The following is a 24,385-nucleotide window of genomic DNA, read 5'->3' on the forward strand; positions in this document are numbered from 1 at the left end:
AGGACTTCTTGGCACTTTGGTACAGCCCCGATCGCGCAGGTCACTGCGGGCTAGTGGTCGCGCACCAGCGGCGGGCGACGGCAGGCGCCATGCGCTTGCCACGCAAGGTGTCGAGGCCGCGCTGCCGAGTAGAGCTCCAACCGCGCATCCACTCCTGCATCTTTCAGGCCCTCTCAAGAAGCATGGACGTGAGCCGGGAAATCGCCGAGGCCATTACGCTGTCGCCCGCATGGTCCGTTCCTGGGACCTGCAGACTTCCGCGGCGGCAATGCGAGGACGACCAGTCGGGCGACGTACCTGCCCAAACATGTGTGCGTGGGGCCGGAGAACCGCGTCCACTGACGGTGGAAATGCAAGCTCTCCACCACTCTGCAGATCAAAGTCTCCGTCGACAGCCCGCAGCACAGCCGAACGCCTCAACGCTGGAACGGGAACCGTCGATTCCTACAGCCAACGGCGACTCCATCTCCCACCGCCCTTCGGCCTACTCCTGATCGTACTCAGGCCGTGACACCACGAGGGGCGTTCCGACCCGCAAGATGAGGAGTTCTGATGCAGTCCGAGACGCGTACCGTGGTTGTCGGCGTCGGCAATGACTTCCGGCGCGACGACGGGATCGGTTGGGCGGTGGTGGAGACGCTGCGTAGCCGCGCCTCGGTCGAGCCCCTCGCCTCCGGGACGGAGCTGCGCATCTGCGGCGGGGATCCCGTCCGGCTCATCGAGTGGTGGGAGAACGCGGATCTCGCCGTGGTGATCGATGCGGCACGCGTCCAGCCCGGCCATCCGGGCCGTGTGCACCGAATGGAGCTGGGCTCCCGGCAACCGGCCCGGTCCGCGACCGCGAGCTCACACGGATTCGGCCTCGGCGAAGCATGGGGCCTCGCCCAGGTGCTCGGGCGGCTGCCGCATCGGCTTGTGATCTACGCCGTCGAGGTTGCCGATGCTTCCGTGGGCAGGGGCCTCTCCCCCATGGTTGCGGCGGCGGTCGAATCCGTCGCCGACAGCGTTATCTCCGAGATCGTGCGCCACCGGGAAGGTCCGGTGCCCGACTGAGCTGATGTGCGGCGTGCAGAGCATCGGCTCGGCAGTCGGAAGAGGGGGCCGGGCCGCCGTCCGGCTCAGCTCCGTTGTCCCGAGCAGCCCTGTGGTCGACGTGCCTGCGCGCAGACGCTGGGGGAGTCACCGAAGGTGAGAGGTCTGCCATGACCGAGACAATGAAGGCGCCTCAGCAGGCAAGTCGCCCCATCACCCAGCACGAGGAGCACGCACTCCTCACGGATGGCACAACTGTGCGCATCCGCCCGGTCCTGCCCAGTGATCACGAGCGGGTGTTGGCTCTGTACGAGGTGATGTCCCCGGAGAACCTGCGGCTGCGGTTCTTTACCACGAACCGGCGCTTGGCAGAGCGCTCAGCAGACCGGCTGTGTGCCTCGGCCATTCCGGGCCGCCGAGCGTTGCTCGCCGAGTCGGACGAGGCGCTCGTCGACCTCGCCGAGTACGAGCGGTTCGACTACGATCGCGACGAGGTCTGGGCCTCCCTGGCTCCCGATGAGGCCAGGTGTATTGCCGGGCTTCTGCTGTTCCAGGCCGAGGCCGTGGAACCTCGGCCGCCCAACCCTGCGGGACACGCCGAAGGCGGTTCCGATATCCGGCGACTCCTACCAAATATCACTGCGAGGACATGTACTGACTGTCGATCAGCCCCTTGCGGAAGGTGGCCCACGATACGGCTCCCACGCCAGTGGAACTTCTCAGCCAACACGGGGCCAGGGTTCCAGCACGGCGCCCTGAAGCCTCAGGCGTCGGTGCCCTCGCCGGACAAGGGGCACAGTGACCACCGGGCCGGCGAACCGTACGAGTAGTGAGGCGACACCAACACCGGGACGCTGCCTACCCGCGGCCCGAAACAGCGCGACCTGATGATCCCGCTTCACGGCTGGTCCCGCGGGGCCGACGGCGTCCTTCAGGGACCTTCGGGCCTCGTTTCGGCCTGGTTGGCCCACTGTGCCGAGGCGCGTGGCGCAGTTGACTGGACGTGTCGCAACCAGAGGAACCGAGGAGGCCCGATCATGGCTGTACTCGCACGCAAGCAGAAGTTCCCCTTCCCCGACCTGCCGGATTGGTTCGAGGCCTTTCCGAGCCGGTTCACCATGCCTGCGATGGCCGACCTGTATCCCATGAGGCTCGAGGAGTACACCGAGAACGACCGGTACATCGTCCGGGCGGAGCTCCCGGGCATCGAGGTCAAGGAGCTGGACGTCACCGTGGAGGACGGCGTCCTCACCATCAAGGCAGAGCGCACCGAGCGCGATGTGGACAAGAACCGCAGCGAGATTCGTTACGGGTCCCTCGCGCGCAGTATGACCCTGCCCAAGAGTGCCGACGAGGACGACGTCCGCGCCGAGTACGTCGACGGCATGCTCACGATCAGCGTGGGCCTCGGCCAGGAGAAGTCGGAGACGAAGCACATCGAGGTCAGGCATCCCGCGTGACGGGCCTCGGCGGGCTGCCCGTAGGAAACGGCCACGCCTGCCCGGGCCCCTCAAGTCGAGCCGGCCCGGACAGGCCTCTCTCATGAGCCCGGTCCGCGTCACCCGAGCTCAGCCTCACCGCTCGCGGGTTCCGAGGCGACGTGAACGAAACGACAGGGGGGTCCGTCCCCCCAGGGACGTCAGGAAAGGAGTGGCGAGGCGATGAGGCATCGCAGTGTTGCTGACCTGATGACGCCCAAGGCCGTCGGGGTTCAGCGGGGCACCGCGTTCAAGGAGATGGCGCGGCTCCTCGACGAGTACGGCATCACCGCCGTGCCGGTCGTGGACGAAACGAGCGGCGAAACGAGCGGCCCGTCGGTGTGGTGTCGGAAGCGGACCTGCTGCACAGGCTGAGGTCCTGGAGCGGCGCGAGTACCGCCGAGGGGTTGATGACCAGCCCGCCCGTGGTGGCGCTGCCCGGAAGGCCGCGCGGTGTCCTCACGGCGGACGGGCGGGCGGCGGGGGTCTCGCCCACCCACTCGCCCATCGCCACACGACGAGTCTGGCCCTGCCGCTCACGCGGCAGGGCCAGAACCCAAGATCTTCAAGAGCCTTCTAGGAAGTGACCGGCGCGGCCCCACGTGTGTCAATCACGAGGGCACTTCGCCACAGCCGGACTGGTAAACCCGGCACTGCTGCGTTGGCCCCGCAGGGGCCAAATCCGCGCCTCACTATTTCTGACCACCAGCCAGCTCTGCGACCCCGCCCCCGCCGTGCACCCTTCGTAGCGGCCGTACACCCTTCGTAGCGAGGACGGCCTGGTGGTACCACGTCACCTTCCTCGGCGCCCGGACCAGTAGGGCTCAACCGTCCCCCATTCCGTATCCCATGCCTCCAGGGTCCGTCGCTCGAGGCGGCGTCCCCGAAGGCCGAGCACGCCTAGGGAAACGGCAGAGAGCCCGACGAACGCAGACAGGCCCGCAACCGCCGACGCCGCGGCCACGTCGACGATTCCGCGTGGTTTCGGCGCGAGCTGACCGTCCCGGGTCACCCAGATCTGCTCCACACTGCCGGACTCGGTACCGGCGGGGACCTCGAGGGCACCCCGGTGAACGGTTCCTTGGAAGCGCCACGTCGCCTGGGCCAAGGCCTCACGCACGACACCCGATCGCGTGTCGCCGGCCCCTGCTTCCGCCTTCGTGACGGTGATCGCCCTGACCTGCTGGCGCTGCTGCGCCTCGAGGAGGGCGCGGTGTTGCTCGCTGTTCCAGGTCATCCAGGCAGCTGCCACCGCCAGGGACAGCGCCACCACCACGGAGAGGGCGAATTCCACCACCAGACGGCTGCGGGCTCGGTCGACGGGGCGGCTCAGCGCGCGCGCTTCCCGTCCGGCTGCGCGGAGCAGGTGGCGCCAGAGAGTGTCCCGTGCGGCTCCAGGCGGCCGCGGTCCGGAAAGTTCCTGCGACATGACGGGCCTCCCTGCATCGACCGCGGCACGGGCGGTGTCCACCGCGTCCCGGCTTCGGCGTCGTCTCCACGCTCGGTGATGTGGAGCCTCCCGTCATGAGTCATCAGTCCCTGTCATCAGGCCGACCGGCCCAACGAGGCTGCCCCCTTCGGGCGCGGCACCGCATCACCCGGAGGCATCCGGTGCCGCCGTCGCCTCAGCTGCCTTGAAATGACACAGCGTCCCATCGACCGAGTGCACAGTGCACCTCCGGCACTCATACCGCCGTGAGGTGATCAACCACCTCGGTCACGTCGGCCAGTCCCCCAATCCGGGTGAGGAGCCGCTGTGCGTCGCCACGGGCCATCTGTCCGCGCACATCGACAGCCCCGTTACGAACGGTGACCGTCACCGTCTCCTGGGCGGAGGGGAAATCCTTGGCGAGAATCTTGGACTCGATCTCCTCCTGGATCCCGGCGTCGTCCCTAACCAGGGCGCTCAGCAGGACGTTCCTTCTCACGACACCGACCAGGTGCCCTTCCTTGTCTGACACGGGCAGTCTCTTGAGGCGCGAGAGTGAGGCGAGCCATGCCGCCTCGGCGACGGTCGCTTCGGGGTGCACCGTGATCGCCGGCGCGGTCATGAGGTCCTCCGCGGTCTGGGCGCGTGCGCTGTCGTGCAGCCGCCGACGCACAAGGGCGCCACGCGCACCGGGCTCGTGGCCCGATGCCTCGACGGCGGCCTTCGCCAGCAAGTCGGATTCCGACACCACGCCCTTCACCCGACCGTCGGTGGCGGTCACGGGCAACGATCCGACGCCTGCGTCGGTCAGAGCCCGGGCAATCGCCAGCAAGGATGCATCGCCGCGCACCGATGCAGCCGAGACGTCCATGACGTCGCGGACCAGCAGCGGAATGGCCTCCGTGTCGGACGCGGGTGGAACCTGCTGCGCTCCCGTCCTGTGAGGAGGGAGCGGTGACCGAGCCACCGGATGGCGAGCCGCGGCCTGCCGGGCGAACGCCGTCGCCACTGCGCCGAGATGCCGAAGCAGCGTGTGCTGCTCTCGGGGTTCGTCGGCGCGGCTCCCCTCGCCCACGACGCGGCGGGCGTCGGCGCCGGACACAGGGCCTTCGCGCTCGTTCATGGCTGCCTCCTCGCTCGGAGGGACTCTTCGAACAATCCTTCTCGATCGGGGGCTGTGCCCCAAGGTCCGATCGGCCCTCTCTGAGCGGCGGACGGTCCCCGTCGGACGCTCGGCTCGGGCGCCCGAAGACCGTCGCCGCCGTGCAGGCTCCGCCGCCTCCGCACCTGCGCCGAGGCTGACGACGACGTCCTTCGTCGCCCGGGAGCGAGACCCGCGCCGAGCGCGCCCGCACCGGCATCGGAGGGCCTGGTTTCCCGTTCTGGACCGAACGTCCCCTTGCAGGGACGTATGGCCCCTCTCCCCCAGCACCCGTACCGGATCAGCGTGGAGCTACACGGGCAGCGGCCCGCCCCGTGGGGGAAACGATGATGACCGATGACCGCAGGGACAGGCGGGACAGATGAGCACGTACGTGTATGACTTCGCTGAGGGCGGCCGGGGACATCGCCGATCTCCTCGGGAACAAGAGCGCGAACCTCGCGGAGATGGTTGGCATGGGTCTGCCAGTCCCTCCCGGGTTTATACGATCACCACGGAAGCGTGTCGGATGTTCCTGGCCACCGGTGATCCTCCCGTCGAACTGAGGCACCAGATCCGTGACCACCCCGCAACCCTCGCGGGCGCGGCCGGAAAGCCTCCGCACGCCGCCGCCTCGGGCGCGGAATGCGGAGAATGCTCCCGACGACGCCTTCGCTCTGTGTGGCGATCGACGGACGGATCGACGTAGACACCAAGGCTCTCGCCCCGGAGCAGGGGTCAGACCACGCAACTCCTCGCTGGTGCGCCTCCTCGCGCCATGCCGAGGAAAGCAGCGCGCCAACGGGACCCGAGGCAGCTAAAAAGGAGGCAACGAGGGCAAGAGTTGTCAAGGCCGCACACGCCGGACAAGCACAGTCACCGGGTGCAGCCGGGCCCGGCAACGCGTTCGCGCGCGACGAGGGGCACGGGCAGGCTGGAAGTGCTGCTCCGCACCCAACGGGAGGGGCTGTGAGCAGCAACGAGAAGGGCCACCTGCGGACAGGGAGGCCGGATCGTGCGGCGGAGGTGATCGGGCCCATGGTGCAGCGGAAACCCTTGTTGATCGTGGACGCGGACGGTTTGGTGTCGGAGTGGAGCAAGGACGCCGAACGCCTTCTGGGGCACAGCGCTGCCGACGCGGTGGGGCGGCCTGCCACGATCTTGGTCGAAGAACCGGCTCACGCCGACGAGTCCGTGAGGTCCGCGCGGAGGAGCGGTCGGGTGTCCGGCTGGGCGGAAGGCCTGGACCTGCGCGTGGACCCCGTTCTGCGCGCGGACGGATCGGTGGCCTGGGGCATCTGGGCAGCCCGTCGGCGCGGAACAGAAGCTGACGAGATGGGCACGGCGCTCCTGGACGCTCTGTTCACCCAGTCACCGGTCGGTCTTGTCGTCGTTGACGCGGATCTACGCATCCTGCGCGTCAACACCGCCTCCGAAGGCATGCGCGGCGCTCCGGTCGAGCAGTTGCTCGGCCGGCCGGTGACCGAGGCCTTCGACATGGCTGACCCCGACGGAGTGAAGGCGATGGTCCGCGCAGTGCTCGAAAACGGTGTGCCGATCCTCGACCGGCTCGTACACGGCCGCCCGCCGGCTGTTTCCGGCCCCGAGCACATCTACTCGGTCTCCGTCTTCCGCCTGCAGGACGCCACCAGTCGTGTGCTGGGGGCCGCGGCCTCCCTGGTGGATGTCACCGAACGTGAGCGAGGGCGGGCACGCGCAGCTGTGCGCAACGCCGCGCGCCAGGGGATCGGCGGCTCACTGGACGTGATCACGACCTGCCGTGAACTCGTGGACGTGGCGGTACCCGGCTTTGCGGACACCGCGGTGGTGGATGTCCTGGACACCGTGGTGCGCGGGGAGGAACCGCCACTGGGGCCGCTCTTCGGCAATGAACCAATGCGGCGCACCGCCTTCAAGACCGGAACCGGACAGCCACAGGCATACCCGGTGGGAGGCACCAGCAGGTTCCCCTTCCCGACCCCGTACACGCAGAGCCTGGGCGACCTCGAACCTCGCCTTCTGAGCGTGGACGAGACCACCCCGTGGCTGGCCGCCGACCCGGAACGCGCGCAAGTGATGCGCATCGGCGGGGTCCACTGCATGATCGTGGCTCCGCTGGTCCTGCGCGGCGCCGTGCTGGGAATGACCTGCTTCTACCGCTCGGCCCGGCCCGAGCCCTTCACCCCCGACGACCTGATTCTGGCCCTCGAACTTGCAGCACGCACCGCCGTGTGCCTGGACAACGCCCGTCGGTACACGCGCGAACACACGATCGCCCTCACCCTGCAGCGGCATCTCCTGCCCCAGGGCCCGAGTTTCCAGACGGCTGCCGAGGTCGCTCATTGCCACCTGCCCGCCGAGGCGGGGGGTGGCTGGTTCGATGCCATTCCGCTCTCCAGCGCCCGGATCGGCCTCGTGGTTGGCGACGTGGCCGGGCATGGCATCCACACCGCCACCACCATGGGCCAGCTGCGTACCGCCATCAACGCGCTGGCCGCACTGGACCTGTACCCGGACGACCTGCTCGCCCGCCTCAACGACACCGTGATCCGCCTGGCGCGGGAACGGTCGGCCCTGCCGCCCGCGGACCCGCTGCGCGACGAACCCGTGAGGGCCACCTGTGTGTACGCGGTCTACGACCCCTTCACCGGTGACTGCGCCATCGCCCGCGCCGGATACCCGGCCCCCGTGCTTGCTCACCCGGACGGCACCACAGAGATCCCCGACGTCCCCGCCGGCCCTTCCCTGGGCGACGAGGAGGCACCCTTCGCCGCCGCGCAGTTCCGGCTCCTCCCGGGCAGCATCCTCGCGCTGTACACCGACGGATTCCTCGCGGCTTCCCGTGCCGCCACAGAAACAGCCCTGGAGCGCCTTCGCCATGCGCTGTCCCGTCATGACCGCCGGCTGAACGACCTGCGCGACGACGCCGTCTACGCCCTCCAGCCCGCCCCGCCCATGGGCGACGACGCCATCCTGCTCCTGGCCCGCACCCGGATTCTCAGCGGGGACCAAGTCGCCACCTGGACCATTCCTCCTCACCCGGAGGCCGTCGCTGCGGCCCGCGCCCATGCGGTGCGGCAACTCGCCGACTGGAAGTTGATCGGGGATTCCCTCCCCACCGAGATCATCGTCAGTGAACTGGTCACCAACGCCATCCGCCACGGCGCACCACCCGTGCAGCTACGTCTCATCAAGGACCGAACCCTCACCTGCGAGGTCTCGGACACAAGCCCCGCCGCCCCCCACCTCCGTCATGCCCGCACTGTCGACGAAGGGGGCCGTGGCCTCTTCATCGTTGCCCAACTCGCCCAGCACTGGGGTACGCGGTACACCGAGCACGGCAAGACCATCTGGACCGAGCAAACTCTCTCTTGACGCCAGGCCCGTCGACAGGTGAGGCAGAAAGCCAGCGAGGGCTGTCTGGCCGCCGTGCCGACGCACTCCTTGTCCGCCTGGCCCCTCAATGGCCGTGCCCACGACGACGTCTCCCGTGTCATCGCGCCGCTGTGAGGGTGCCATCGCGGACGGTGCCGCCGAGGGTGACGACTCCGTCAGTGACATCGACGAGGATGCCTGTCGGGAGACCGTGAACAGGCGGTCGACCCACTTCTCGCCGGACCTCGGCGGCAAGGTCGTCGTCGGGACGGAGAAAGACCTTGAGGAGGTCGGCGCGGCTGAGGATGCCCTGGAGGATCCCGTCGGCGTCGACCACGGCCGCCGTTTGATCCGCTGACGGACCATGGTCCCGGGCGGCCTGCGGCAAGGTGGCATTTGCGTGAATGGTGATCGCGGGAGTGGTCATGAGGTCCCTGGCGAGCACCGCGCCGGCTTTGGCTGTGTCGTCCAGGTTCTGCAGCTGCACGATGAGGCCGGGCTCAGTGTCGTGCTCTACGGCTCACACACATACGAGCTGCGGCGGCCCGGACCCCCGACGGTCCCCTGAGCAGGTGCCCGACAAGACACGCCGGGGCGGCCACCGAACGTCAAAGCCAGACATCTGACACTCTGTCCCTGGCCGCCGCGGAGGCCGTCGCCTGCCGCGACACGGGAAGTCCCAGCGGCTGTCTATGCCTCCCGTCCGGACAGCCAAGATCAAGGACCGAGGATGACGGACTCCCGAGATGACGGAGCGTGTACCGACACGCAGACCGAGTCGGTGACCCTCGACCGTGAGGGCCTTGACGCGTTGGTGGGCGTCCTGAAGCGGCACGGCCGCACGGTGGTCGGTCCCACGGTGCGGGACGGCGCGATCGTGCTGGCCGAGTTGGACTCCGCGGACGAGTTGCCCGACGGCTGGGGTGTCGAGCTGGAGGCGGGGCAATACCGGATCCGGCGACGGGACGACGCCGCCGTGTTCGCGCACAGTGCGGGGCCGCAGTCGTGGAAGTCGTTCCTGCATCCGGAACGGGTGCGGCAGTGGACCGCGGACCGCACCCCCGGCGGCGACCTGTCGGTGCGCGAGGACGCGCCTCGGAGCGTCTCGTACGCGTTCCTCGGAGTGAGGCCGTGCGATCTGCGGGCTATTCGGATCCTGGACCGGGTGATGACCGGCGGCCGGTACCGGGACCCCGCCTACCGGTCCCGACGCACGGGGGCCTTCCTGATCGCCGTTGAGTGCACGGAGCCCGGAGCGACCTGCTTCTGCGTCTCGATGGGCGCAGGTCCGGCCGTGGATGCCGGGTACGACCTCGCGCTCACCGAGGTGCTGGACGCCGAGGGCCACCGCTTCCTGTGCAGGAGCGGCAGCGAGGAGGGCGCCGCCGTGCTGGCGGAACTCCCGCACCGGAGCGCGGACGACGCCACGCGCACCGCCGCTGCCGGGGCCGTGCGCCAGGCCGCCGAGCGCATGGGCCGGTCCATGCCGCCGGTCGACCTGCGCACCCTGATGCGTGACAACCTGGAGGCCGAGCGCTGGGACGACGTCACCTCTCGCTGTCTGAGCTGCGGCAACTGCACCATGGTCTGCCCGACGTGCTTCTGCACGACCACCGAGGACATCACCGATCTGACCGGCGACCACGCCGAACGCTGGCGCCGCTGGGATTCCTGCTACGACCTGGACTTCTCAGCGCTGCACACCGGTCCGGTCCGTGCCACGCCACGCAGCCGGTACCGCCAGTGGCTCACCCACAAGCTGGGCACGTGGCACGACCAGTTCGACAGCTCCGGATGCGTCGGCTGCGGGCGCTGCATCGTCTGGTGCCCCACCGGCATCGACCTCACAGTGGAGGCGCACGCCCTGCACGACGAGGCCACGAGGACAAAGGGGCCCGGTGACGTTCCCGGCCAGTGCTGAGCCTGGGGCGGGCGTGCTCAGTTCACTCTCCGCGGAGCACCATGGGCAGTTGATGGCGCTCGCGCACCAAGTCAGCCTTCCGGTGTCCACCCGGCTCTTCGAAGAGGGCGAGCGTGCCGACCGTTTCTGGGTCATCCGCTCGGGCATGGTCGCCCTCGACGTCCAGGTCCCCGGCCGCGGTCGTGCCGTCGTGGAGACGCTCGGCGCGGGTCATCTCCTCGGCTGGTCGTGGCTTTGCCCCCCGCGCCAGTATCATCTCGGGGCGGAGGCCAGGAGTGCCATCACCGCCTGGGAGTTCGATGCCTCTGCGGTCCGCGACCAGTGCGCTGCGCATCCGGCGTTCGGTCTGGCGCTGGTGACCCTGGTCGCCGAGACCATCGGAGACCGACTGCGCGCGACACGCACCCGGCTGCTCGACCTGTACGGGCCGCAGGGAGGCGGTCCGCCCGCATGACCATGGTCCCCCTTGCCTATCGCCTAGTGGATCGCCGACGTGAGACGGCCGACACGGTCACGGTCGACCTGGAGCCGACCGGGGAGGCCCTGCACACATTCGCGCCGGGTCAGTTCGCCATGGTGTACGCCTTCGGCGTCGGCGAGATCCCCGTCTCGGTCTCCCGCATGACCGGAGAACGGCTCACACACACGATCCGGGCGGTAGGTGCGGTGTCCCGGGCACTGTGCGATCTTCCGACGGGCGCGTCGGTCGGTGTACGCGGCCCGTTCGGCACCGGCTGGAACGCACAAGCGGCGCGCGGCCACGATCTGCTCGTCCTCGGTGGGGGGATCGGCCTTGCCCCCCTTCGCCCGCTGATCCATGCCGTCCTGTCCGAGCCGCACGCATACGGGCACGTGAACGTCCTCGCCGGTGCACGGACTCCGGACGATCTGCTGTACCAGGACGAGTTCCCCGACTGGAGACACCCCTTCTGCGGCGTCACGGTCGACCGACCTACCGGCGACTGGACCGCACGGGTCGGAGTCGTCACCTCTCTGATCGACGAAGCCCACTTCTCGCCGAGGCACACCACCGCATTCGTCTGCGGTCCCGAGGTCATGATCCGCGCAACCGCCCGGGCACTGGTCCACCGCGGCGTACGAGCCGACCGCATCCGGGTCTCCCTGGAACGCAACATGCGCTGCGCGACTGGCCACTGCGGGCACTGCCAGCTCGGACCGCTGCTGCTCTGCCGTGATGGTCCCGTCGTCACCCACGACGTGGCCGAACCCCTCCTCGCCGTAAGGGAGCTGTGACATGAGTGGTCCTGTGCAGCCCCCGAATTCCGGCCGCCGCCCCCGAGTCGGCGTGTTCAAGTTCGCCTCGTGCGACGGCTGTCAGCTCACCCTCCTCGACTGCGAGGACGATCTGCTGGCCATCGCCGAAGAGATTGAAGTCGCCCACTTCCTCGAGGCATCCAGTGATGTCGGGTGCGGGCCGTACGACCTCTCACTCGTCGAGGGTTCGGTCACCACCGCCGAGGACGCGGAAAGAATCAGGCGCATCCGCGCCGAGTCCCGCCGTCTGGTCACCATCGGTGCCTGCGCCACGGCTGGAGGCGTTCAAGCTCTGCGCAACTACGCTGACGTCACCGATTACCTGCAGACGGTCTACGCTCGCCCCGATTACATCGCGACCCTCGCCACCTCGACCCCGATCTCCGCCCACGTGCCCGTCGACTTCGAGCTGCGCGGCTGTCCCATCGACCGCTCCCAGCTCCTGGAGGTCATCACCGCCTTCCTCGCCGGACGCAAGCCCGGCGTCCCGAACCACAGCGTCTGTTTCTCCTGCAAGCGTCGCGGTACCGTCTGCGTCACCGTCGCGCACGGCACGCCCTGCCTGGGGCCCGTAACGCACGCTGGCTGCGGAGCCATCTGCCCGGCCTACGGACGCGGTTGCTACGGCTGCTTCGGACCGTCCGGGACCACCAATCTGCCCGCCCTCGTTCCGCTGATGCGCCGCGACGGGATGAGCGACGAGGATGTCCGGAGGTTCCTGCACACCTTCAACGTCACCGCCTTCGCTGCTGTGGAAGAAGCCCTGGAGGAGGAAGACCTGCCGTGACCGAGTCCGCCGCCGTATCGCGCGTTCTGCGCATCCCGGCACTCACCCGCGTCGAGGGTGAGGCCGCGCTGCATCTGGTGATCAAGGGCCACACCGTCATCAGGGCCCAGCTGAAAATCTATGAACCCCCGCGGTTCTTCGAAGCCTTCCTCCGCGGCCGCGCTCACACCGAACCTCCCGACATCACCTCGCGCATCTGCGGTATCTGCCCGGTCGCCTACCAGCTGAGTGCCTGCCGGGCCGTCGAGGACGCATGCGGAGCAGTCGTCGACGGGCAACTCTCCGCTCTGCGCCGCCTGCTGTACTGCGGCGAGTGGATCGAGAGCCAGACCCTGCACATTCATTTGCTGCACGCCCCGGACTTCCTCGGCTACGACGACGTGTTCCGCATGTCCCGTGCGCACGTCACTCACGTGCAACGCGGGCTGCGGCTGAAGCAGGCGGGCAACGCCGTGATCGAACTGCTCGGCGGACGCGCGATCCACCCCGTCAACGTCCGCCTCGGCGGATTCCATCGCACTCCCGCGCGCTCCGAACTCCGGCCCCTGGCAGAGCGCCTGCGCATCGCTCTGGAGGACGCCTGGGACACCGTGCGCTGGGTCTCCGGCTTCGACTTCCCCGACGGCGAGTGCGACGTCGACCTGTTCGCTCTCGCCGAGCCCGACACGTATGCCATCGAGTCCGGCGTGCCCACCGTGTTCCCGGCCGGCGGGACACGGACGCTGCACAGCTTTCCCGTCCACGTATTCCCGGACCACGTCGCCGAGGAGCAGGTCCCGCACTCCACCGCCCTCCACTCCAGGCTGGACGGCCGTCGGCACCTCACCGGCTCCCTCGCCCGGTTCGCCATCAGCGGCCACCTGCTCTCCCCATTGGCCCTCCAAGCTGCACGGGAGGCCGGACTGGGCGATCCTCCGCTGCTCCCCCGCGCAGGCGCCGCCCTGGACAGGGGCTCCACGAACCCGTACCGAAGCATCCTCGTCCGGGCCGTCGAGGTTCTGTACGCGGTCGAGGAGGCCCTCCGGATCATCGACGCGTACGAGCCTCCGCCACGACCACATGTGGACGTGCCTCCCCGGGCTGCGGTCGGGCACGGTGCCACCGAGGCTCCGCGCGGACTGCTCTACCACCGCTACGCGCTCGACAGCGAGGGCCGCATCACCGAAGCCTGCCTGGTCCCGCCGACCGCACAGAACCAGGGCGCGATCGAGGAGGACCTGCGCCATGCCGTTCAGGCAGAACTGGCGCGCGGAGTGGTGGACGAGTCCGAGCTCGCCCGGCTGTGCGAACGGGTCATCCGGAACCACGACCCGTGCATCTCCTGCTCGGCCCATTTCCTCGACCTGGACATCGAACGGCATGGCTCGCAGGCCAAGGCCGCAGACTGAGGCGTCGCTCGCCGTGCCACGCCGGCCGAACCCGAACCCGAACCCGAAGCCCTCGCCCACGCCGACCGCCGCGGTCTGCGACGCGGCGCCGCGGAGGCCGTGAGCCTGCTACTCGACAGCGGGGTCCCCGTCCGCACGCCGGGCGGCGTTCCTCACCTCCTGCTCGATGTCCTCGCGGGACATCACCACGTCTCTCTGCGCTGCGTACTGCGCGACTGCGACGTGGAAGGCGTCGTCAACCGCGCGCCACACCTGACGCTGAGCCTCGAAACTCCTCGCCTTTGAGCCCCGCCAGCTTCGCGCGCGCGACTTCAGCAGAGCGTTCCAGCCTGATCAATTCATAGGGAATTCCTGCCACGAACCGGGATCTAGGTGTTGGCGGCAGTTCACAGCCTGCATCCAATCGAAGCATGTGGGTGAGACTCGCCCCCGACGCCCACCGCCGATGGCCGCCCAGCACGATCGTGTTGCCTCACAGTGCGCCGGTGCACGTCACGTTGCCCCGCGCGTACAGGGGCCTCTCGTCCCTGCGTGACGCCCCCATCAGGACCTTGCCCGGCGCGATTCCCTGTTCGAGGTTGAATGCATCTGCACGGTCCGCCGCAGGCAGGGCCGTCCCAGGCCAGAAGGAGCCGTGATGAGGCACAGCAAGATCGGCAACCTCATGGTGCAGGATGTGGTCTCGGTGACGGCAGAGACGCGCCCGACAGGGGCTCGTAGCAGCTGTACGGCGATCCGTCCCGCACCATGCCGAAGGCCGAGCCGACGCACCGTGCGCGGCACCTCGGCTGGGGTGCGGCGGTGTTCAACCTGCGGGTGTCGGCCGCTCACGCGGGCTGGGAACCGGTCACCACGCTGTTCCCGGATCCGGGCGATCCATGGCTGCTCGCCGAGGTCGGCCTTGCCGAGCCCGCCGGCCCGGACAATGATCTCGAGGTCCTCCACCCCGCGCTCCGCTGCCGGCACACCAGCAGGCATCCCTATCACGGGCGAGGAGATCCCTGCGGACATCCTGGACGGGCTTCACGGCGCCGCTCTGCTCGAAGGCGCGCGTCTGCTTGTTCCCGATGCATGGCATGTGCAGGCGGTGCTGGATCTGGTTCACGACGCCGAATACCGCGAGGCCCTGGACCCCGAGGTGCGGGAGGAGATCGCCCGTTGGACGTGGGCCGACACCGGGGAGGATGCTTCGCGGCGCGAGGGGATCCCCGACGCCGCCTTCGGCCCCCGACAGCGCAACTCCACTTCTCCGGTTCGGGACTTCGCGGGACACAGGGCCGTTCCCGGCCGCGGCTCGGGCCATGTTCGAGCAGCACCCTCATCTCGCTCTCCTGGGCACGTCGAACGACCGGCCTGCGGACTGGTTGTGAGCGGGCCAGGCGATGCAGCGGATCCTGCTCAAGGCCAGCTTGGACGGTCTGGTCACCTCGCTCACGAGCCAGGCCATGAAGTGGCCCGAGTTGCGGTGGGCCGTGCCCTGCTCGATCAAGTTCTTCTCGTGCGTCGCACCGAGGTTGTGGCCTTCCCGGTGCAGAGACGGCACGACGTGCACCAGCAACAGCGGGAGGCCACGTCGGTGAGCCTCGTCGGCTCCGCACGCCAGCACCGGCTTCCCAGAACTCCGAGGATCGACGCCGACCACGACAGGAGGACGCACTCCGGGATCCGTCATGTCTCCTCCCACGGCCACAGGCATGCGGCCGTCGTCCGTTCTGCCACGGTAGGCACGCTCACGCCGCTCGAAGCAGGGCCCATCGGTCCCGCCGTGGGGAAAACCGGCCTTCGTCGCCGGACCGAACCGCGCAACGCGTCGGGGATCACTTCACCGCGATGAATTGCGGCGCCCCTGAAGCGTCATCGAGTCGGTTTGGGGCGCCGATGTGTCGGCCGAGCCGGACCGGCCGACAGTGTGAAGGCGGAAAGGGCCCACCCGCTTCTCGCGGATCCTGTGCGCGGTGCACGGCTGCCGGCCGCTTCTCCGCGCCCTCTTCGGGCCCTTTCCGTCAATTCCATGCAACCACTCCGGGGCGTGTGCGCCACCAGGGCCCAACAGTCCAATCCCGGTCCCGGTCGGCCCTACCTGCCGCGCCCTGGCGCGCGGAGGCTCAGGACACGGACAGCTGATGTCCGTACCTGCGATGACCGTGTCGATGCGTGCAAGGGGCGGTGATGTCCGTTGAACGTCTCCGATCTGATGAGCTCACCTCCCGTCGGCGTCACTCCGGGCACCAGCCTGCGGGAGGCCGCTGGGCGGATGGCGAGCAGGCAGTCGGCGGTTCTGGCGTGCGACGAGGGCGGTCTGCACGGCATCCTCACCGACCGCGATCTCGTGGTCCGGGCCATGGCCGCCGGGCTGGGTCCCCACACGCCGGTCAGGGAAGTGATGTCCGCACCGGTGCTCACCATCGGCACCGGTGCGGACCTGGCCCAGGTCTATGGCACCTTCCGGCGCAACAACATCCGACGGCTGCCCGTCGTCACCGGCACCACGCCCGTCGGCATGCTGACCGTCGACGATCCGCTGCGCGATGCGACACAGCGGCTCACCGACCTGCTCGGGCCGATCTCGTGGAGCGCCTTGCGAGAAGACCGCCCAAGCCCCAAGCCTCAGGCACCGGGACGCCCCCAGCAACCCGACCCCGACTCCGAAGGACGGCGCATCGCCGGGCAGTGACCGGACGTCGCGTCACGGCGCGAGGTCCCTCCGCGCGAGCAGCCAAAACGCCGCTCGCCCCGCGCGCGCCATTCCGTGGAGCGGTCCGACGGGGGCTCCAGCGCCGCGTCGTTGCACAGCATCGCGACACGCAGCAACGCCGCCAGGTCGGGCGCATCGCCTGTAGTGACCGTCTCGCCGTCGCGGACGACCCGGCCCCCGCCGAAGACAACACCGCAGAGCGCCGAATCGCCGCCCGCCCGGGCTGCTGCATCCCATCTGCGAAGTCGGTCATCGTCGAACTCCCGGCAGCGTCAGCGCACCGAGCTCGCCGGCAGCTCGGGCCCCAGCAGCCTGCGGGTGCCCAGCAGCGGCTGACGGCACGGAAGCCCTTGGGATCCTTTGTCCCTGAGTAGTCGTCACATCTGATCCGGTCCGCCGGACGGATCAACTTGTCGGCAGCACGAGCGTGCAGGTCTCTCCCGGTGCGACAGTGACGGCACGGTCGGTCAGTACCACGCGGATCGGTGATTCCTCCGAGTCGGGCACACCGATCCGCAGCTGTCCGCTCTGCAGTCGTACGTTGACACCCCAGTGACCGCGATAGCGCAGCGAGAATCCGTATTCGGACAGCGCCGGAAGTGGCACCGGATCCAGCCAGAGGGCGTCCTCGCGGGTTTCCAGGCCGGTCAGACCGCGCTGTACCAGGTCGAGGGTCCCGGCCATGGCGCCGAGGTGGATGCCTTCGCCGGTCGTTCCGCCCTGGAGGTCGGCAACATCCTCTTCCAGGGCTTCCTGACAGTACTTCCATGCTTCGGCTCGTCTGACCCGGGCGAGGACCCAGCCGTGGACGAGACCGCTGAGGGTGGAGCCGTGGCTGGTGCGCTGAAGGTAGTAGTCGACGGTCTTGCGCCAGACCTCGTCGTCCAGGTCGTACCCGAGGCGATGGAACAGGCCTTGCAGCTCGGCGGGCGAGAAGAGATAGCCGAGCATGAGGACGTCGGCCTGTTTGGAGGCTTGGTAGCGGTTGACGGTGTCGCCCTCGGCCTCGAGGATCCGGTCCAGCCGCCGGATGCTGTCGTACCGTGCGCGGTAGGCGTCCCAGTCCAGCTCGGCGAGGTCACCGTAGCCGTCGAATTGACTGACGACGCCTTGGTGGAAGGGCACCCGCAACCGCCGGCAGACCTCTTCCCACTTCGGGAGTTCGTCGCCGTCCAGCTCGACGCGCTCCAGCAGTTCCTGCCGACGCCATGCGGGAAGGCGCTGGAGAAGGTCCAGGGCGCGGCTGAGGACCCAGGAGGCGGTGACGTTGGTGTACGCGTTGTCGTCCAGGCCCGGCTGGGCGGCGTCCGGGTAGCTGTCGTGGTACTCGTCGGGGCCGACCACGCCGCGGATGCGGTAGCGGCCGAGCTCGGGGTCGAAGTCTGCGATGTCCGCCCAGAAGCGGGCGATCTGCAGCAGCATCTCCGCACCCTTGGTGTGCAAGTACTCGGTGTCGCCAGTCGCTTCGCAGTACTGCCACACGTTGTAGGCGATCGCCGAGCCGACGTGGTGCTGGAGCCGGGAGTGGTCGGGCAGCCAGCGGCCCGATCGGGGGTTGAGATGCAGCTGCTGAGTCTCCTCGCGGCCGTCGCTGCCGCTCTGCCACGGGTACATCGCCCCGGCCCGGCCCGCCTCACCGGCTGCCTTGCAGGCCTGCGGCAGCCGTCGGTGACGGTAGTCCAGCAGTGCCCGGGAGACCTCCGGGAAGTGCAGGTTCAGATACGGTAGTACGAACAGCTCGTCCCAGAAGACATGGCCCCGATACGCCTCGCCGTGCAGCCCTCGGGCCGGCACCCCCACATCCAGGTCCGCGGTGTGCGGCGACAGCGTCTGCAGCACATGGAACAGATGCAGGCGCAGGACACGGCCCGCCTCCCCGGGCACCTGGATGTCCGCGCGTCGCCACAACTGCGCCCACGCGGCAACGTGGGAGTCCAGCAGGGCCAGAAAGTCCGGAGCCGCGGTCACCCGGTCGACAGCTGCCCCGAGCGGGTTGCTGATCGCCGGATCGCGTGAGGTGTGAAGCGCCACGGTCTTCTCCACGATGGCGGGCCGGCCCGGAGCGACCGGGATCACCAGGCGGTGGGCGGCACGGCGTCGAGCGCGACGAAGCCCCGACGAAGTCGACGGGTGCCCGGTGACGACCGTCCGGGCAGCCATGGCGATGTCCGAGGTGCTGGTGCGGCAGTGCAGCCACACCGTGTCGGGCCCCGCCGCCCCCGTTTGTACATGGGCCAGGTGGTTCCGGTTGAGGGACCGGTAGCGGTACACGTTGCCATTGATCACGTCGCCGTCGAGGGCGGACTCGACCTCGATCTCTCCCGACCAGTCCTCAGCGGTGAAGACGGTCCGCAGCGCAGCCAGGTGCGGGTCCCCCATGTGCACCAAACGTGTCTGCTCCACGCTCAGCAGGCCTGCCTCACTGTCCCGGTATCGGAACGTGCGGGTGAGCGTGGCACGGCGCAGATCCAGGGTGTGCCGGTAGTCGAGCGCGGCGCAGGTGTCCGGTGAGAACCACGGGCCCGCCGAGCCGTTGGCCGAACGGAGGCGGAATCGCAGGAGCAGCCAGTTCGGGAGATTGACCAGGTCCTCGTTCACCACCTGTCGCCCGGCCACGGTCGACTCCAGACGGTTGTAGCACCCGGCCGCATAGGTTCCCGGGCAGTGCACCAGGCCCGCCTTGCTATCAGGCACCGCGCCACGGGTGGCGAAGTAGCCGTTGCCGAGCGTGCACAGCGATTCGCGCAACCGCTCGGCAGCGGGGTCGTAGCCCTCGTACTCCCAGGTCCACTCCGACATCCGTCGTCCTCACCCCTCTCCCTTCACGAGATGTACAGGAGCGCGGCCCACGCCGGAGTTCAGGCTCGCTGCGGGATGACGACGACCGGGCACTCGGAGTGATGCAGCAGGGCATGGGCGACCCGGCCGAGCTGCAGACCGAAGTGACCGTGCCGCCTCAGAACGCCGACAACCATCAAATCGGCATCGGCCGATGCGTCCAGGAGGACCTTGTGGGCGGGGCCTTCGACCGGCTGGCGGTGTACATCGACGCGGGGGTGATCCAACACGGCCTCGCGCAGGGCATCGGTGAGGATGGTCGAAGCCCGTTCCTCGTGCTCACGTGCGGCATCGTCCGCGAGCAGCGGGTGGTCCCCATGCTCATGTGCCGGGCTGCGCCAGGCCCGCACGGCCTCCAGGGCACTGCCGCGCGCCTCCGCCTCGCGAAGGGCGAACCGTACGGCGCCCGAGCCCTCGGTGGAGTCTCCGACCCCAACTACCACCCGCCGGAAGACCCCCTGCCGGTTCTGCTCCGAGCCGCGGACCACGATGACCGGGCACACGGCCCGGGCTGCCACCGTGAGACTGACCGACCCCAACAGCATTCCGGCGAGCTCGCTGCGCCCGCGGGAGCCTGCGACCAGGGCGAACGCCTCATGGCCCGCCTGCAGCAGCGCGGTCACGGCGTCGTCGGGCAGCACCTCGCCCGATACCTTCACCTGTGGGTTGCGAAGCCGGGCGCGTTCCGCGCAGGACGCGATGATGTGCTCCGCCATGACCTCTTCGGCCGGACGATCGCTGCTGAAGGACGGGCGCCCTCCCTCGTAACGCTCCCAGAGGGAGGCATAGACCAGGCGGAGTGGCAGCCCGTGGCGCGCCGCCTCGTCCACCGCCCAGTCCACCGCCTCCAGACTGGAATCCGATCCGTCGACACCCACGACCAGCGGGAGTTCCATCGTCCCCATCGCCTTCCTTCCCGGCCACTGCGAGCACCCCTGTGAAATACCGTCGCACCGCCCAGGGTCCACCGCGACATGCCGATCGGACCTTCGGCCGGGGGTGCACCACGGTTTGCGGCGATGGTGGAGTCAAACGGCCGTCGTCAGGGCCGGTCGGCCCGGCTCCGGGGCCCTTCAGCCCCTGGGGCCTGGCTCCTCCTCGTCGGACGCTGAAGGTGTCGGCAGGAGAAGGAACCTGAGAGGACCACGTGCTCATGTGAGGGAGCCTGTGATGAAGCACAGCAAGATCGGTAGCCTGATGGTGAACGACGTGGTCTCGGTGATCCCGCAGACGCCGTTCAAGGAGGTCGCCAAGCTGCTCGCGGTGCACCGAATCAGTGGTCTTCCGGTGCTCGACGCCGACGACAAGGTGCTCGGGGTGATCTCCGAGAGCGACCTCATGCTCCGGCAGGCCGGCGAGACACCGACCCCCGGTGGCCACGAGGCTCGGGCGCCTTGGCGGGCGCAGCCGAGCGGCGACACCAGCACCCCGGAGGTCAAGGCGCGCGCCGTCACCGCCGGAGAGTTGATGTCCCGGCCCGCGATCACGGTTCACGTCGGCGACACCATCGCCGAGGCCGCCCGGGCCATGGCGAAGCACCGCGTTGAGCGCCTGCCGGTGGTCGACGAGGAGGGCCGTCTGGTGGGCATTGTGACCCGCCGCGACCTGCTGCAGGTCTTCCTGCGGCCGGACCCCGACATTCGCCGGGAAATCGTCGAGGAGGTCCTCGACCGCACGCTGTGGCTCTCTCCAGGCACGGTCGAGGTCCATGTGATCGATGGTGTGGTCACCCTCGACGGGCAACTGGAGCGGTTCACCACCATCCCGGTCGCGGTCCGGCTGACCCTGCAGGTGGACGGCGTGGTCTCCGTCATCGACAAACTGACCTACCGATACGACGACTCCGGTACCCGGCAGACCGAGCAGACGACACCCGGTGCTGCCGACAACGACGGACGCAGCGGCGCCGTAAGGGAGCGTTCACCGTGACCACGAGGTCCGGAGTCTTCGGCGCCCTGACCAAGGACCATCGCGATCAGCTCATGTCACTCGCCCGTGAAGTGTCGTTCGCGACAGGCGAGCGCATCTTCAACGAGGGCCGCAGGGCGGACCGCTTCTGGATCATCCACACAGGCACGGTCGCCCTCGATCTCCACGTGCCGGGTCGGCGCGCAGCAGTCATCGAGACCCTCGGTGCCGGAGAACTGCTGGGCTGGTCCTGGCTGATCCCTCCCCAGCACTGGCACTTGGGGGCCGAGGCCAGCAGCCCAGTGCGTGCCTACGAATTCGATGCGGCGGCGGTCCGTGAGGTGTGCGGGAAGGACCCGGTACTTGATCACACGATGTGTATCTATGTCGCCGGGGTGATAGCAGACCGGCTCAGGAACGCCCGGATGCGACTGCTCGACCTGTACGCCCCCTACGGCGCAGGCCAGGTGCCCTGACGAGGCGGAGGAGGAGGTCTGAAGTGCCTGAGACTCCGCACATCGTGAGCGATGTGATGACCCTGACGGTCGTGGCCGTCGGACGCGACACACCCTTCAAGGAGATCGTCCGGACCATGGAAAAGTGGAAGGTCAGTGCCCTGCCGGTCCTGGAGGGCGAGGGGCGCGTCATAGGTGTCGTCTCCGAAGCCGACTTGCTGACCAAGGGGGAGTTCCGCGACAGCGACCCGAACCGCAACGAGCAGCTCCGGCGAATGTCCGACCTCGCCAAAGCGGGGGCGGTGACTGCGGAGGAGCTCATGAGCATCCCTGCCGTCACGGTGCACCTTGGCCCAGGCTGCCAGGCTCATGGCCGTCAGGCGCGTCAAACGGCTCCCCGTGGTCGATGACGAGGGCATGCTGCAGGGCATCGTCAGCCGCAGCGACCTTCTGAAGGTCTTCCTGCGACCGGACGAGGACATCGAGGAGGAGGTCCGCCGCACGGTGGTCTCCTACCTCTTCCACGCCCTCAGCCACCATCCACGTAATCGTGCACGAGGGAGTCGTCACCCTCCGCGGACAGATCCGCGACACCTCACTCATCTCGGTTGCCGCCCGTCTCATCCGGGCCGTGGAGGGCGTCGTGGACGTCGAGTCCCAGCTAACCGGCGAGTCCGGCGCACCGTCCGAACCGACCGGAGCGGGAAGCGAAACCTGACGGGAGGAGAGATCCGAGGCACCACACGTGCCGGTGACATCGGGGTGTCGCCGGCTGATCAGCCAGGAGCGGGTCACGCCTGGAGAATCTCCGGCTCGTCTAGCTCACGCCCTCCCATGTCCAGCCGGAACGGCCGGTACTCGGGGCCTTAGGGAGGCGTAGGCGCTGACCCGGAGGAGGGGGAGACCGGCGGGCTCTTCCCTTGGGAATGCCGAAGAACGGCAGCAATGCGGACGACGGGTCAGGACCCGGCCGACTCCCGCGTTCGGGCAGACGCACTCGTCCGGAGACGCGTGCGCAGGTTCCGGAACTGGCGGAGGTCAACGATCCGCATCAGCGGGCGCGGCGTGCTGCGGCCTCGCGTGCGGACAACCAGGCGAGTCGAATCGGCTGTGGCCGACTCAAGGTGGAATGCCCAGATTCCATCGGCGTAGGCCTTCGGCGGGGGCCAGTGGAGCGGGTCGAACGGTAGGCCCGAGGGAAACTTCAAATCCGCCCGCAGGAGCAGTGACCTGGGCGGATCCACCAGTTCCGCAGTGAACCAGGTCATGCCGTTCGGCATGGTGTCGAGGTGCTGGCCCTCCTTGACGTCCTGCCACTCCGGCACAAACTTCTTGGCACTCGGTCGGCCGAAATGGTCGAGCAGATCCCAGCTGTACCAGCCGGCCCGGTTGCAGCCCATCTGCTGCAACCAGCGCCAGAGCTCCTCGGGTCGCGCGGGCAGCGTCGTGGCCATCGTCGACTGGCCGTCGGCGTACGGGATGAGGTCGTCTCCCGGAAAGGCACGGGCCGCTTCGTCACTTGTCGCGCCCCAGCGAAAGGTTCGTGGCCGTACCACCACGGCGTAGGCGGCGGTCGCGACTCCCAGGATCAAGGGCAGCCTTCTGAAGAACGGTCTGTAGCCGCTCATAGGTTCAGCCTTCCACCTCGAGCGCGGGTCGCCACTCACGGTCACTCAGGGCTCGATGTCCAGCGCGTCCCACACCGGGCGGCGCGGCGTGCTGGGGCCTTTGGGACCGTATCCGAGGCGCAGCACCATCTGTACGTGGCCGGTCCCTGATATCGGGTCCCGCAGCGGCCAGCGCAGATCCGACGATTCCAGGGCCTGGGTGACGAATGAGCTGGAGAGGCCTTCGAGGGTGGCCAGCAGCAGGACGCACTCCATGGCCTGGCCTGCGCGCAGCCAGTCCTCCGGCCGGTCGCGTGCCGTGCTGAGAAGGGCCAGGTGAGGGGAGCGTTCGAACTCGGTCGCGCTGCGTCCCTCCACTGTCCTGGTGCCGGCGAAGTCACGCATCGGGGCTTTGCCACCGCGCTTGCGCGGCCCGTAGGCGTACTTCGGGACCCGTCAGGGGCCGTGTTCACCGATGGGGCGTCGATACGGGTCCAGGCGGCCAGGTCCTCGTCGCTACCCCGGTCGGTCAGATTGCGTGCCTCGGCCTCCTCGGCCGGCTCCAGCACCTCCTGCAGATGCCATGCGGCGGGAAGGACAGTGATGCTCCCTGAAGGTCGGCGGCATCACGGAGGGCCGTCTGCACGGCCTCGGGTATGTCCGTCTCCTCGAATGGGAAGCGGCTGATGTGCCGCTGGTGAATCGCCGGATACAGCGTGGCGAGATCACTCTCGCCGCTGCCGAGGCCGGTTAGCTGCACGGTGGCGAGCAGAGCCGGGTCGGTAGGTTCAGGCAGCAGACGGGTTGCCGGGTACCAGCCCGCGTGGATCACCGCTACCCGCAGGTTGAGCAGTGCGGCGCCGCAGCCGATGTGGAGGGCGCGGGTGTCGGAGTCGGCGTGCGGCATGACGCGGTCGAAATCGGCGCGTACCTGGAAGGTGTGGCTGCCCTGGGAATAGACAAAGCGCCACGGCTGCGCATTGTGCATCGAAGGAGCGGCAGCGGCGTCGTAGACCAGGGCCGTCACACGCTCTTGAGTAAGTGCTTGTTGGATCA

At 68.8% G+C, this 24,385-nt stretch carries 22 protein-coding genes and 3 pseudogenes; 15 read left to right on the forward strand and 10 right to left on the reverse strand.

Annotation, left to right across the window (positions count from 1 at the left end):
• Positions 1–552: 552 nt before the first annotated feature.
• The 4 genes and pseudogenes from OG966_RS04720 to OG966_RS04735 all read left to right on the forward strand — a co-directional run.
• The gene (locus OG966_RS04720) at positions 553–1,053 is read left to right on the forward strand and encodes a hydrogenase maturation protease (protein ID WP_326648107.1); all 501 of its coding nucleotides are present in this window, start codon (positions 553–555) and stop codon (positions 1,051–1,053) included.
• Positions 1,054–1,202: 149 nt separating this feature from the next.
• Positions 1,203–1,862, forward strand: coding sequence for a hypothetical protein (locus OG966_RS04725; protein ID WP_326648108.1), 660 nt, complete (start codon positions 1,203–1,205; stop codon positions 1,860–1,862).
• Between the two features lie 207 nt (positions 1,863–2,069).
• On the forward strand, positions 2,070–2,492 hold the full coding sequence (locus OG966_RS04730; protein WP_326648109.1) for an Hsp20/alpha crystallin family protein: 423 nt from the start codon (positions 2,070–2,072) through the stop codon (positions 2,490–2,492).
• A gap of 201 nt (positions 2,493–2,693) precedes the next feature.
• Positions 2,694–2,950 (forward strand): annotated as a pseudogene (locus tag OG966_RS04735) (CBS domain-containing protein); the annotation flags it as partial.
• 353 nt (positions 2,951–3,303) lie between these two features.
• On the opposite strand, the gene OG966_RS04740 reads toward OG966_RS04735, so the two are convergent.
• Together OG966_RS04740 and OG966_RS04745 are read right to left on the reverse strand one after the other, a co-directional pair.
• Entirely contained in the window at positions 3,304–3,939 is a 636-nt protein-coding gene (locus OG966_RS04740; RefSeq protein ID WP_326648111.1) for an Rv1733c family protein, read from the reverse strand.
• 256 nt (positions 3,940–4,195) lie between these two features.
• Positions 4,196–5,062, reverse strand: a complete 867-nt coding sequence (locus OG966_RS04745) for a CBS domain-containing protein (RefSeq protein ID WP_326648113.1) — start codon at positions 5,060–5,062, stop codon at positions 4,196–4,198.
• 400 nt (positions 5,063–5,462) lie between these two features.
• Between OG966_RS04745 and OG966_RS04750 the strand changes: the two are divergent.
• A pseudogene (locus OG966_RS04750) lies at positions 5,463–5,696 on the forward strand (PEP/pyruvate-binding domain-containing protein); the annotation flags it as partial.
• A 422-nt stretch (positions 5,697–6,118) separates the two neighbouring features.
• Entirely contained in the window at positions 6,119–8,455 is a 2,337-nt protein-coding gene (locus tag OG966_RS04755) for a SpoIIE family protein phosphatase (protein ID WP_326648114.1), read from the forward strand.
• A gap of 118 nt (positions 8,456–8,573) precedes the next feature.
• On the opposite strand, the gene OG966_RS40720 is transcribed toward OG966_RS04755, so the two are convergent.
• Positions 8,574–8,882 (reverse strand): CBS domain-containing protein, encoded by a 309-nt coding sequence (locus OG966_RS40720; RefSeq protein WP_406733960.1) that lies wholly within the window; start codon positions 8,880–8,882, stop codon positions 8,574–8,576.
• 303 nt (positions 8,883–9,185) lie between these two features.
• On the opposite strand from OG966_RS40720, the gene OG966_RS04765 reads away from it, so the two are divergent.
• The 5 genes from OG966_RS04765 to OG966_RS04785 are packed head-to-tail and all read left to right on the forward strand — an operon-like array spanning position 9,186 to position 13,826.
• Entirely contained in the window at positions 9,186–10,376 is a 1,191-nt protein-coding gene (locus OG966_RS04765) for a 4Fe-4S dicluster domain-containing protein (RefSeq protein ID WP_326648117.1), read from the forward strand.
• Between the two features lie 52 nt (positions 10,377–10,428).
• Positions 10,429–10,830 (forward strand): cyclic nucleotide-binding domain-containing protein, encoded by a 402-nt coding sequence (locus OG966_RS04770; protein ID WP_326655084.1) that lies wholly within the window; start codon positions 10,429–10,431, stop codon positions 10,828–10,830.
• On the forward strand, positions 10,827–11,630 hold the full coding sequence (locus OG966_RS04775) for an FAD/NAD(P)-binding protein (protein ID WP_326648119.1): 804 nt from the start codon (positions 10,827–10,829) through the stop codon (positions 11,628–11,630). Before OG966_RS04770 ends, OG966_RS04775 begins: the two co-directional genes overlap by 4 nt.
• 1 nt (position 11,631) lies before the next feature.
• The gene (locus OG966_RS04780; protein WP_326648120.1) at positions 11,632–12,438 is read left to right on the forward strand and encodes an oxidoreductase; all 807 of its coding nucleotides are present in this window, start codon (positions 11,632–11,634) and stop codon (positions 12,436–12,438) included.
• Positions 12,435–13,826: a Ni/Fe hydrogenase subunit alpha gene (locus tag OG966_RS04785; protein WP_326648122.1), complete on the forward strand. Its 1,392-nt coding sequence runs from the start codon at positions 12,435–12,437 to the stop codon at positions 13,824–13,826. The genes OG966_RS04780 and OG966_RS04785 overlap by 4 nt, the downstream gene beginning before the upstream one ends.
• 108 nt (positions 13,827–13,934) lie before the next feature.
• Here the strand turns inward: OG966_RS04785 and OG966_RS04790 are convergent, their stop codons facing one another.
• Together OG966_RS04790 and OG966_RS04795 are read right to left on the reverse strand one after the other, a co-directional pair.
• Positions 13,935–14,078 (reverse strand): hypothetical protein, encoded by a 144-nt coding sequence (locus OG966_RS04790; protein WP_326648125.1) that lies wholly within the window; start codon positions 14,076–14,078, stop codon positions 13,935–13,937.
• 1,066 nt (positions 14,079–15,144) lie between these two features.
• Complete coding sequence (locus OG966_RS04795) at positions 15,145–15,498, reverse strand: hypothetical protein (protein ID WP_326648126.1); 354 nt, start codon at positions 15,496–15,498, stop codon at positions 15,145–15,147.
• A 522-nt stretch (positions 15,499–16,020) separates the two neighbouring features.
• On the opposite strand from OG966_RS04795, the gene OG966_RS04800 reads away from it, so the two are divergent.
• Positions 16,021–16,500 (forward strand): CBS domain-containing protein, encoded by a 480-nt coding sequence (locus OG966_RS04800; protein WP_326648127.1) that lies wholly within the window; start codon positions 16,021–16,023, stop codon positions 16,498–16,500.
• Between the two features lie 426 nt (positions 16,501–16,926).
• On the opposite strand, the gene OG966_RS04805 is transcribed toward OG966_RS04800, so the two are convergent.
• Together OG966_RS04805 and OG966_RS04810 are read right to left on the reverse strand one after the other, a co-directional pair.
• The gene (locus OG966_RS04805) at positions 16,927–19,320 is read right to left on the reverse strand and encodes a glycoside hydrolase family 65 protein (protein WP_326648128.1); all 2,394 of its coding nucleotides are present in this window, start codon (positions 19,318–19,320) and stop codon (positions 16,927–16,929) included.
• Between the two features lie 59 nt (positions 19,321–19,379).
• Positions 19,380–20,255 carry a universal stress protein gene (locus OG966_RS04810; protein ID WP_326655085.1) on the reverse strand — a complete coding sequence of 292 codons (876 nt, stop codon included), beginning with the start codon at positions 20,253–20,255 and terminating at the stop codon, positions 19,380–19,382.
• A gap of 274 nt (positions 20,256–20,529) precedes the next feature.
• On the opposite strand from OG966_RS04810, the gene OG966_RS04815 reads away from it, so the two are divergent.
• The 3 genes and pseudogenes from OG966_RS04815 (at position 20,530) to OG966_RS04825 (ending at position 22,440) form a co-directional block, all read left to right on the forward strand.
• Positions 20,530–21,288 (forward strand): CBS domain-containing protein, encoded by a 759-nt coding sequence (locus OG966_RS04815; RefSeq protein ID WP_326648130.1) that lies wholly within the window; start codon positions 20,530–20,532, stop codon positions 21,286–21,288.
• The gene (locus tag OG966_RS04820) at positions 21,285–21,743 is read left to right on the forward strand and encodes a Crp/Fnr family transcriptional regulator (protein ID WP_442806661.1); all 459 of its coding nucleotides are present in this window, start codon (positions 21,285–21,287) and stop codon (positions 21,741–21,743) included. The genes OG966_RS04815 and OG966_RS04820 overlap by 4 nt, the downstream gene beginning before the upstream one ends.
• Before the next feature lie 56 nt (positions 21,744–21,799).
• Positions 21,800–22,440 (forward strand): annotated as a pseudogene (locus OG966_RS04825) (CBS domain-containing protein).
• Positions 22,441–22,681: 241 nt separating this feature from the next.
• Here OG966_RS04825 and OG966_RS04830 read toward each other — a convergent pair.
• The 3 genes from OG966_RS04830 to OG966_RS40730 form a co-directional block, all read right to left on the reverse strand.
• Positions 22,682–23,350 (reverse strand): hypothetical protein, encoded by a 669-nt coding sequence (locus OG966_RS04830; RefSeq protein WP_326648132.1) that lies wholly within the window; start codon positions 23,348–23,350, stop codon positions 22,682–22,684.
• Positions 23,351–23,395: 45 nt separating this feature from the next.
• Positions 23,396–23,734: a hypothetical protein gene (locus OG966_RS40725; protein ID WP_442806662.1), complete on the reverse strand. Its 339-nt coding sequence runs from the start codon at positions 23,732–23,734 to the stop codon at positions 23,396–23,398.
• 124 nt (positions 23,735–23,858) lie between these two features.
• Positions 23,859–24,356, reverse strand: coding sequence for a hypothetical protein (locus OG966_RS40730; RefSeq protein ID WP_442806663.1), 498 nt, complete (start codon positions 24,354–24,356; stop codon positions 23,859–23,861).
• Positions 24,357–24,385: the final 29 nt, after the last annotated feature.

Origin of the sequence: Streptomyces sp. NBC_01750, from assembly GCF_035918095.1 — a bacterium.
Lineage (GTDB): Bacteria > Actinomycetota > Actinomycetes > Streptomycetales > Streptomycetaceae > Streptomyces.

What these genes read in the sequence shown, in the direction of transcription:
- OG966_RS04720 (WP_326648107.1), top strand. Translation starts at nt 553, where the DNA reads ATGCAGTCCGAGACGCGTACCGTGGTTGTCGGCGTCGGCAATGACTTC.
- OG966_RS04725 (WP_326648108.1), top strand. Translation starts at nt 1,203, where the DNA reads ATGACCGAGACAATGAAGGCGCCTCAGCAGGCAAGTCGCCCCATCACC.
- OG966_RS04730 (WP_326648109.1), top strand. Translation starts at nt 2,070, where the DNA reads ATGGCTGTACTCGCACGCAAGCAGAAGTTCCCCTTCCCCGACCTGCCG.
- OG966_RS04740 (WP_326648111.1), bottom strand. Translation starts at nt 3,939, where the DNA reads ATGTCGCAGGAACTTTCCGGACCGCGGCCGCCTGGAGCCGCACGGGAC.
- OG966_RS04745 (WP_326648113.1), bottom strand. Translation starts at nt 5,062, where the DNA reads ATGAACGAGCGCGAAGGCCCTGTGTCCGGCGCCGACGCCCGCCGCGTC.
- OG966_RS04755 (WP_326648114.1), top strand. Translation starts at nt 6,119, where the DNA reads ATGGTGCAGCGGAAACCCTTGTTGATCGTGGACGCGGACGGTTTGGTG.
- OG966_RS40720 (WP_406733960.1), bottom strand. Translation starts at nt 8,882, where the DNA reads ATGACCACTCCCGCGATCACCATTCACGCAAATGCCACCTTGCCGCAG.
- OG966_RS04765 (WP_326648117.1), top strand. Translation starts at nt 9,186, where the DNA reads ATGACGGACTCCCGAGATGACGGAGCGTGTACCGACACGCAGACCGAG.
- OG966_RS04770 (WP_326655084.1), top strand. Translation starts at nt 10,429, where the DNA reads ATGGCGCTCGCGCACCAAGTCAGCCTTCCGGTGTCCACCCGGCTCTTC.
- OG966_RS04775 (WP_326648119.1), top strand. Translation starts at nt 10,827, where the DNA reads ATGACCATGGTCCCCCTTGCCTATCGCCTAGTGGATCGCCGACGTGAG.
- OG966_RS04780 (WP_326648120.1), top strand. Translation starts at nt 11,632, where the DNA reads ATGAGTGGTCCTGTGCAGCCCCCGAATTCCGGCCGCCGCCCCCGAGTC.
- OG966_RS04795 (WP_326648126.1), bottom strand. Translation starts at nt 15,498, where the DNA reads ATGACGGATCCCGGAGTGCGTCCTCCTGTCGTGGTCGGCGTCGATCCT.
- OG966_RS04800 (WP_326648127.1), top strand. Translation starts at nt 16,021, where the DNA reads ATGAGCTCACCTCCCGTCGGCGTCACTCCGGGCACCAGCCTGCGGGAG.
- OG966_RS04805 (WP_326648128.1), bottom strand. Translation starts at nt 19,320, where the DNA reads ATGTCGGAGTGGACCTGGGAGTACGAGGGCTACGACCCCGCTGCCGAG.
- OG966_RS04810 (WP_326655085.1), bottom strand. Translation starts at nt 20,255, where the DNA reads ATGGAACTCCCGCTGGTCGTGGGTGTCGACGGATCGGATTCCAGTCTG.
- OG966_RS04815 (WP_326648130.1), top strand. Translation starts at nt 20,530, where the DNA reads ATGAAGCACAGCAAGATCGGTAGCCTGATGGTGAACGACGTGGTCTCG.
- OG966_RS04830 (WP_326648132.1), bottom strand. Translation starts at nt 23,350, where the DNA reads ATGAGCGGCTACAGACCGTTCTTCAGAAGGCTGCCCTTGATCCTGGGA.
- OG966_RS40725 (WP_442806662.1), bottom strand. Translation starts at nt 23,734, where the DNA reads ATGCGTGACTTCGCCGGCACCAGGACAGTGGAGGGACGCAGCGCGACC.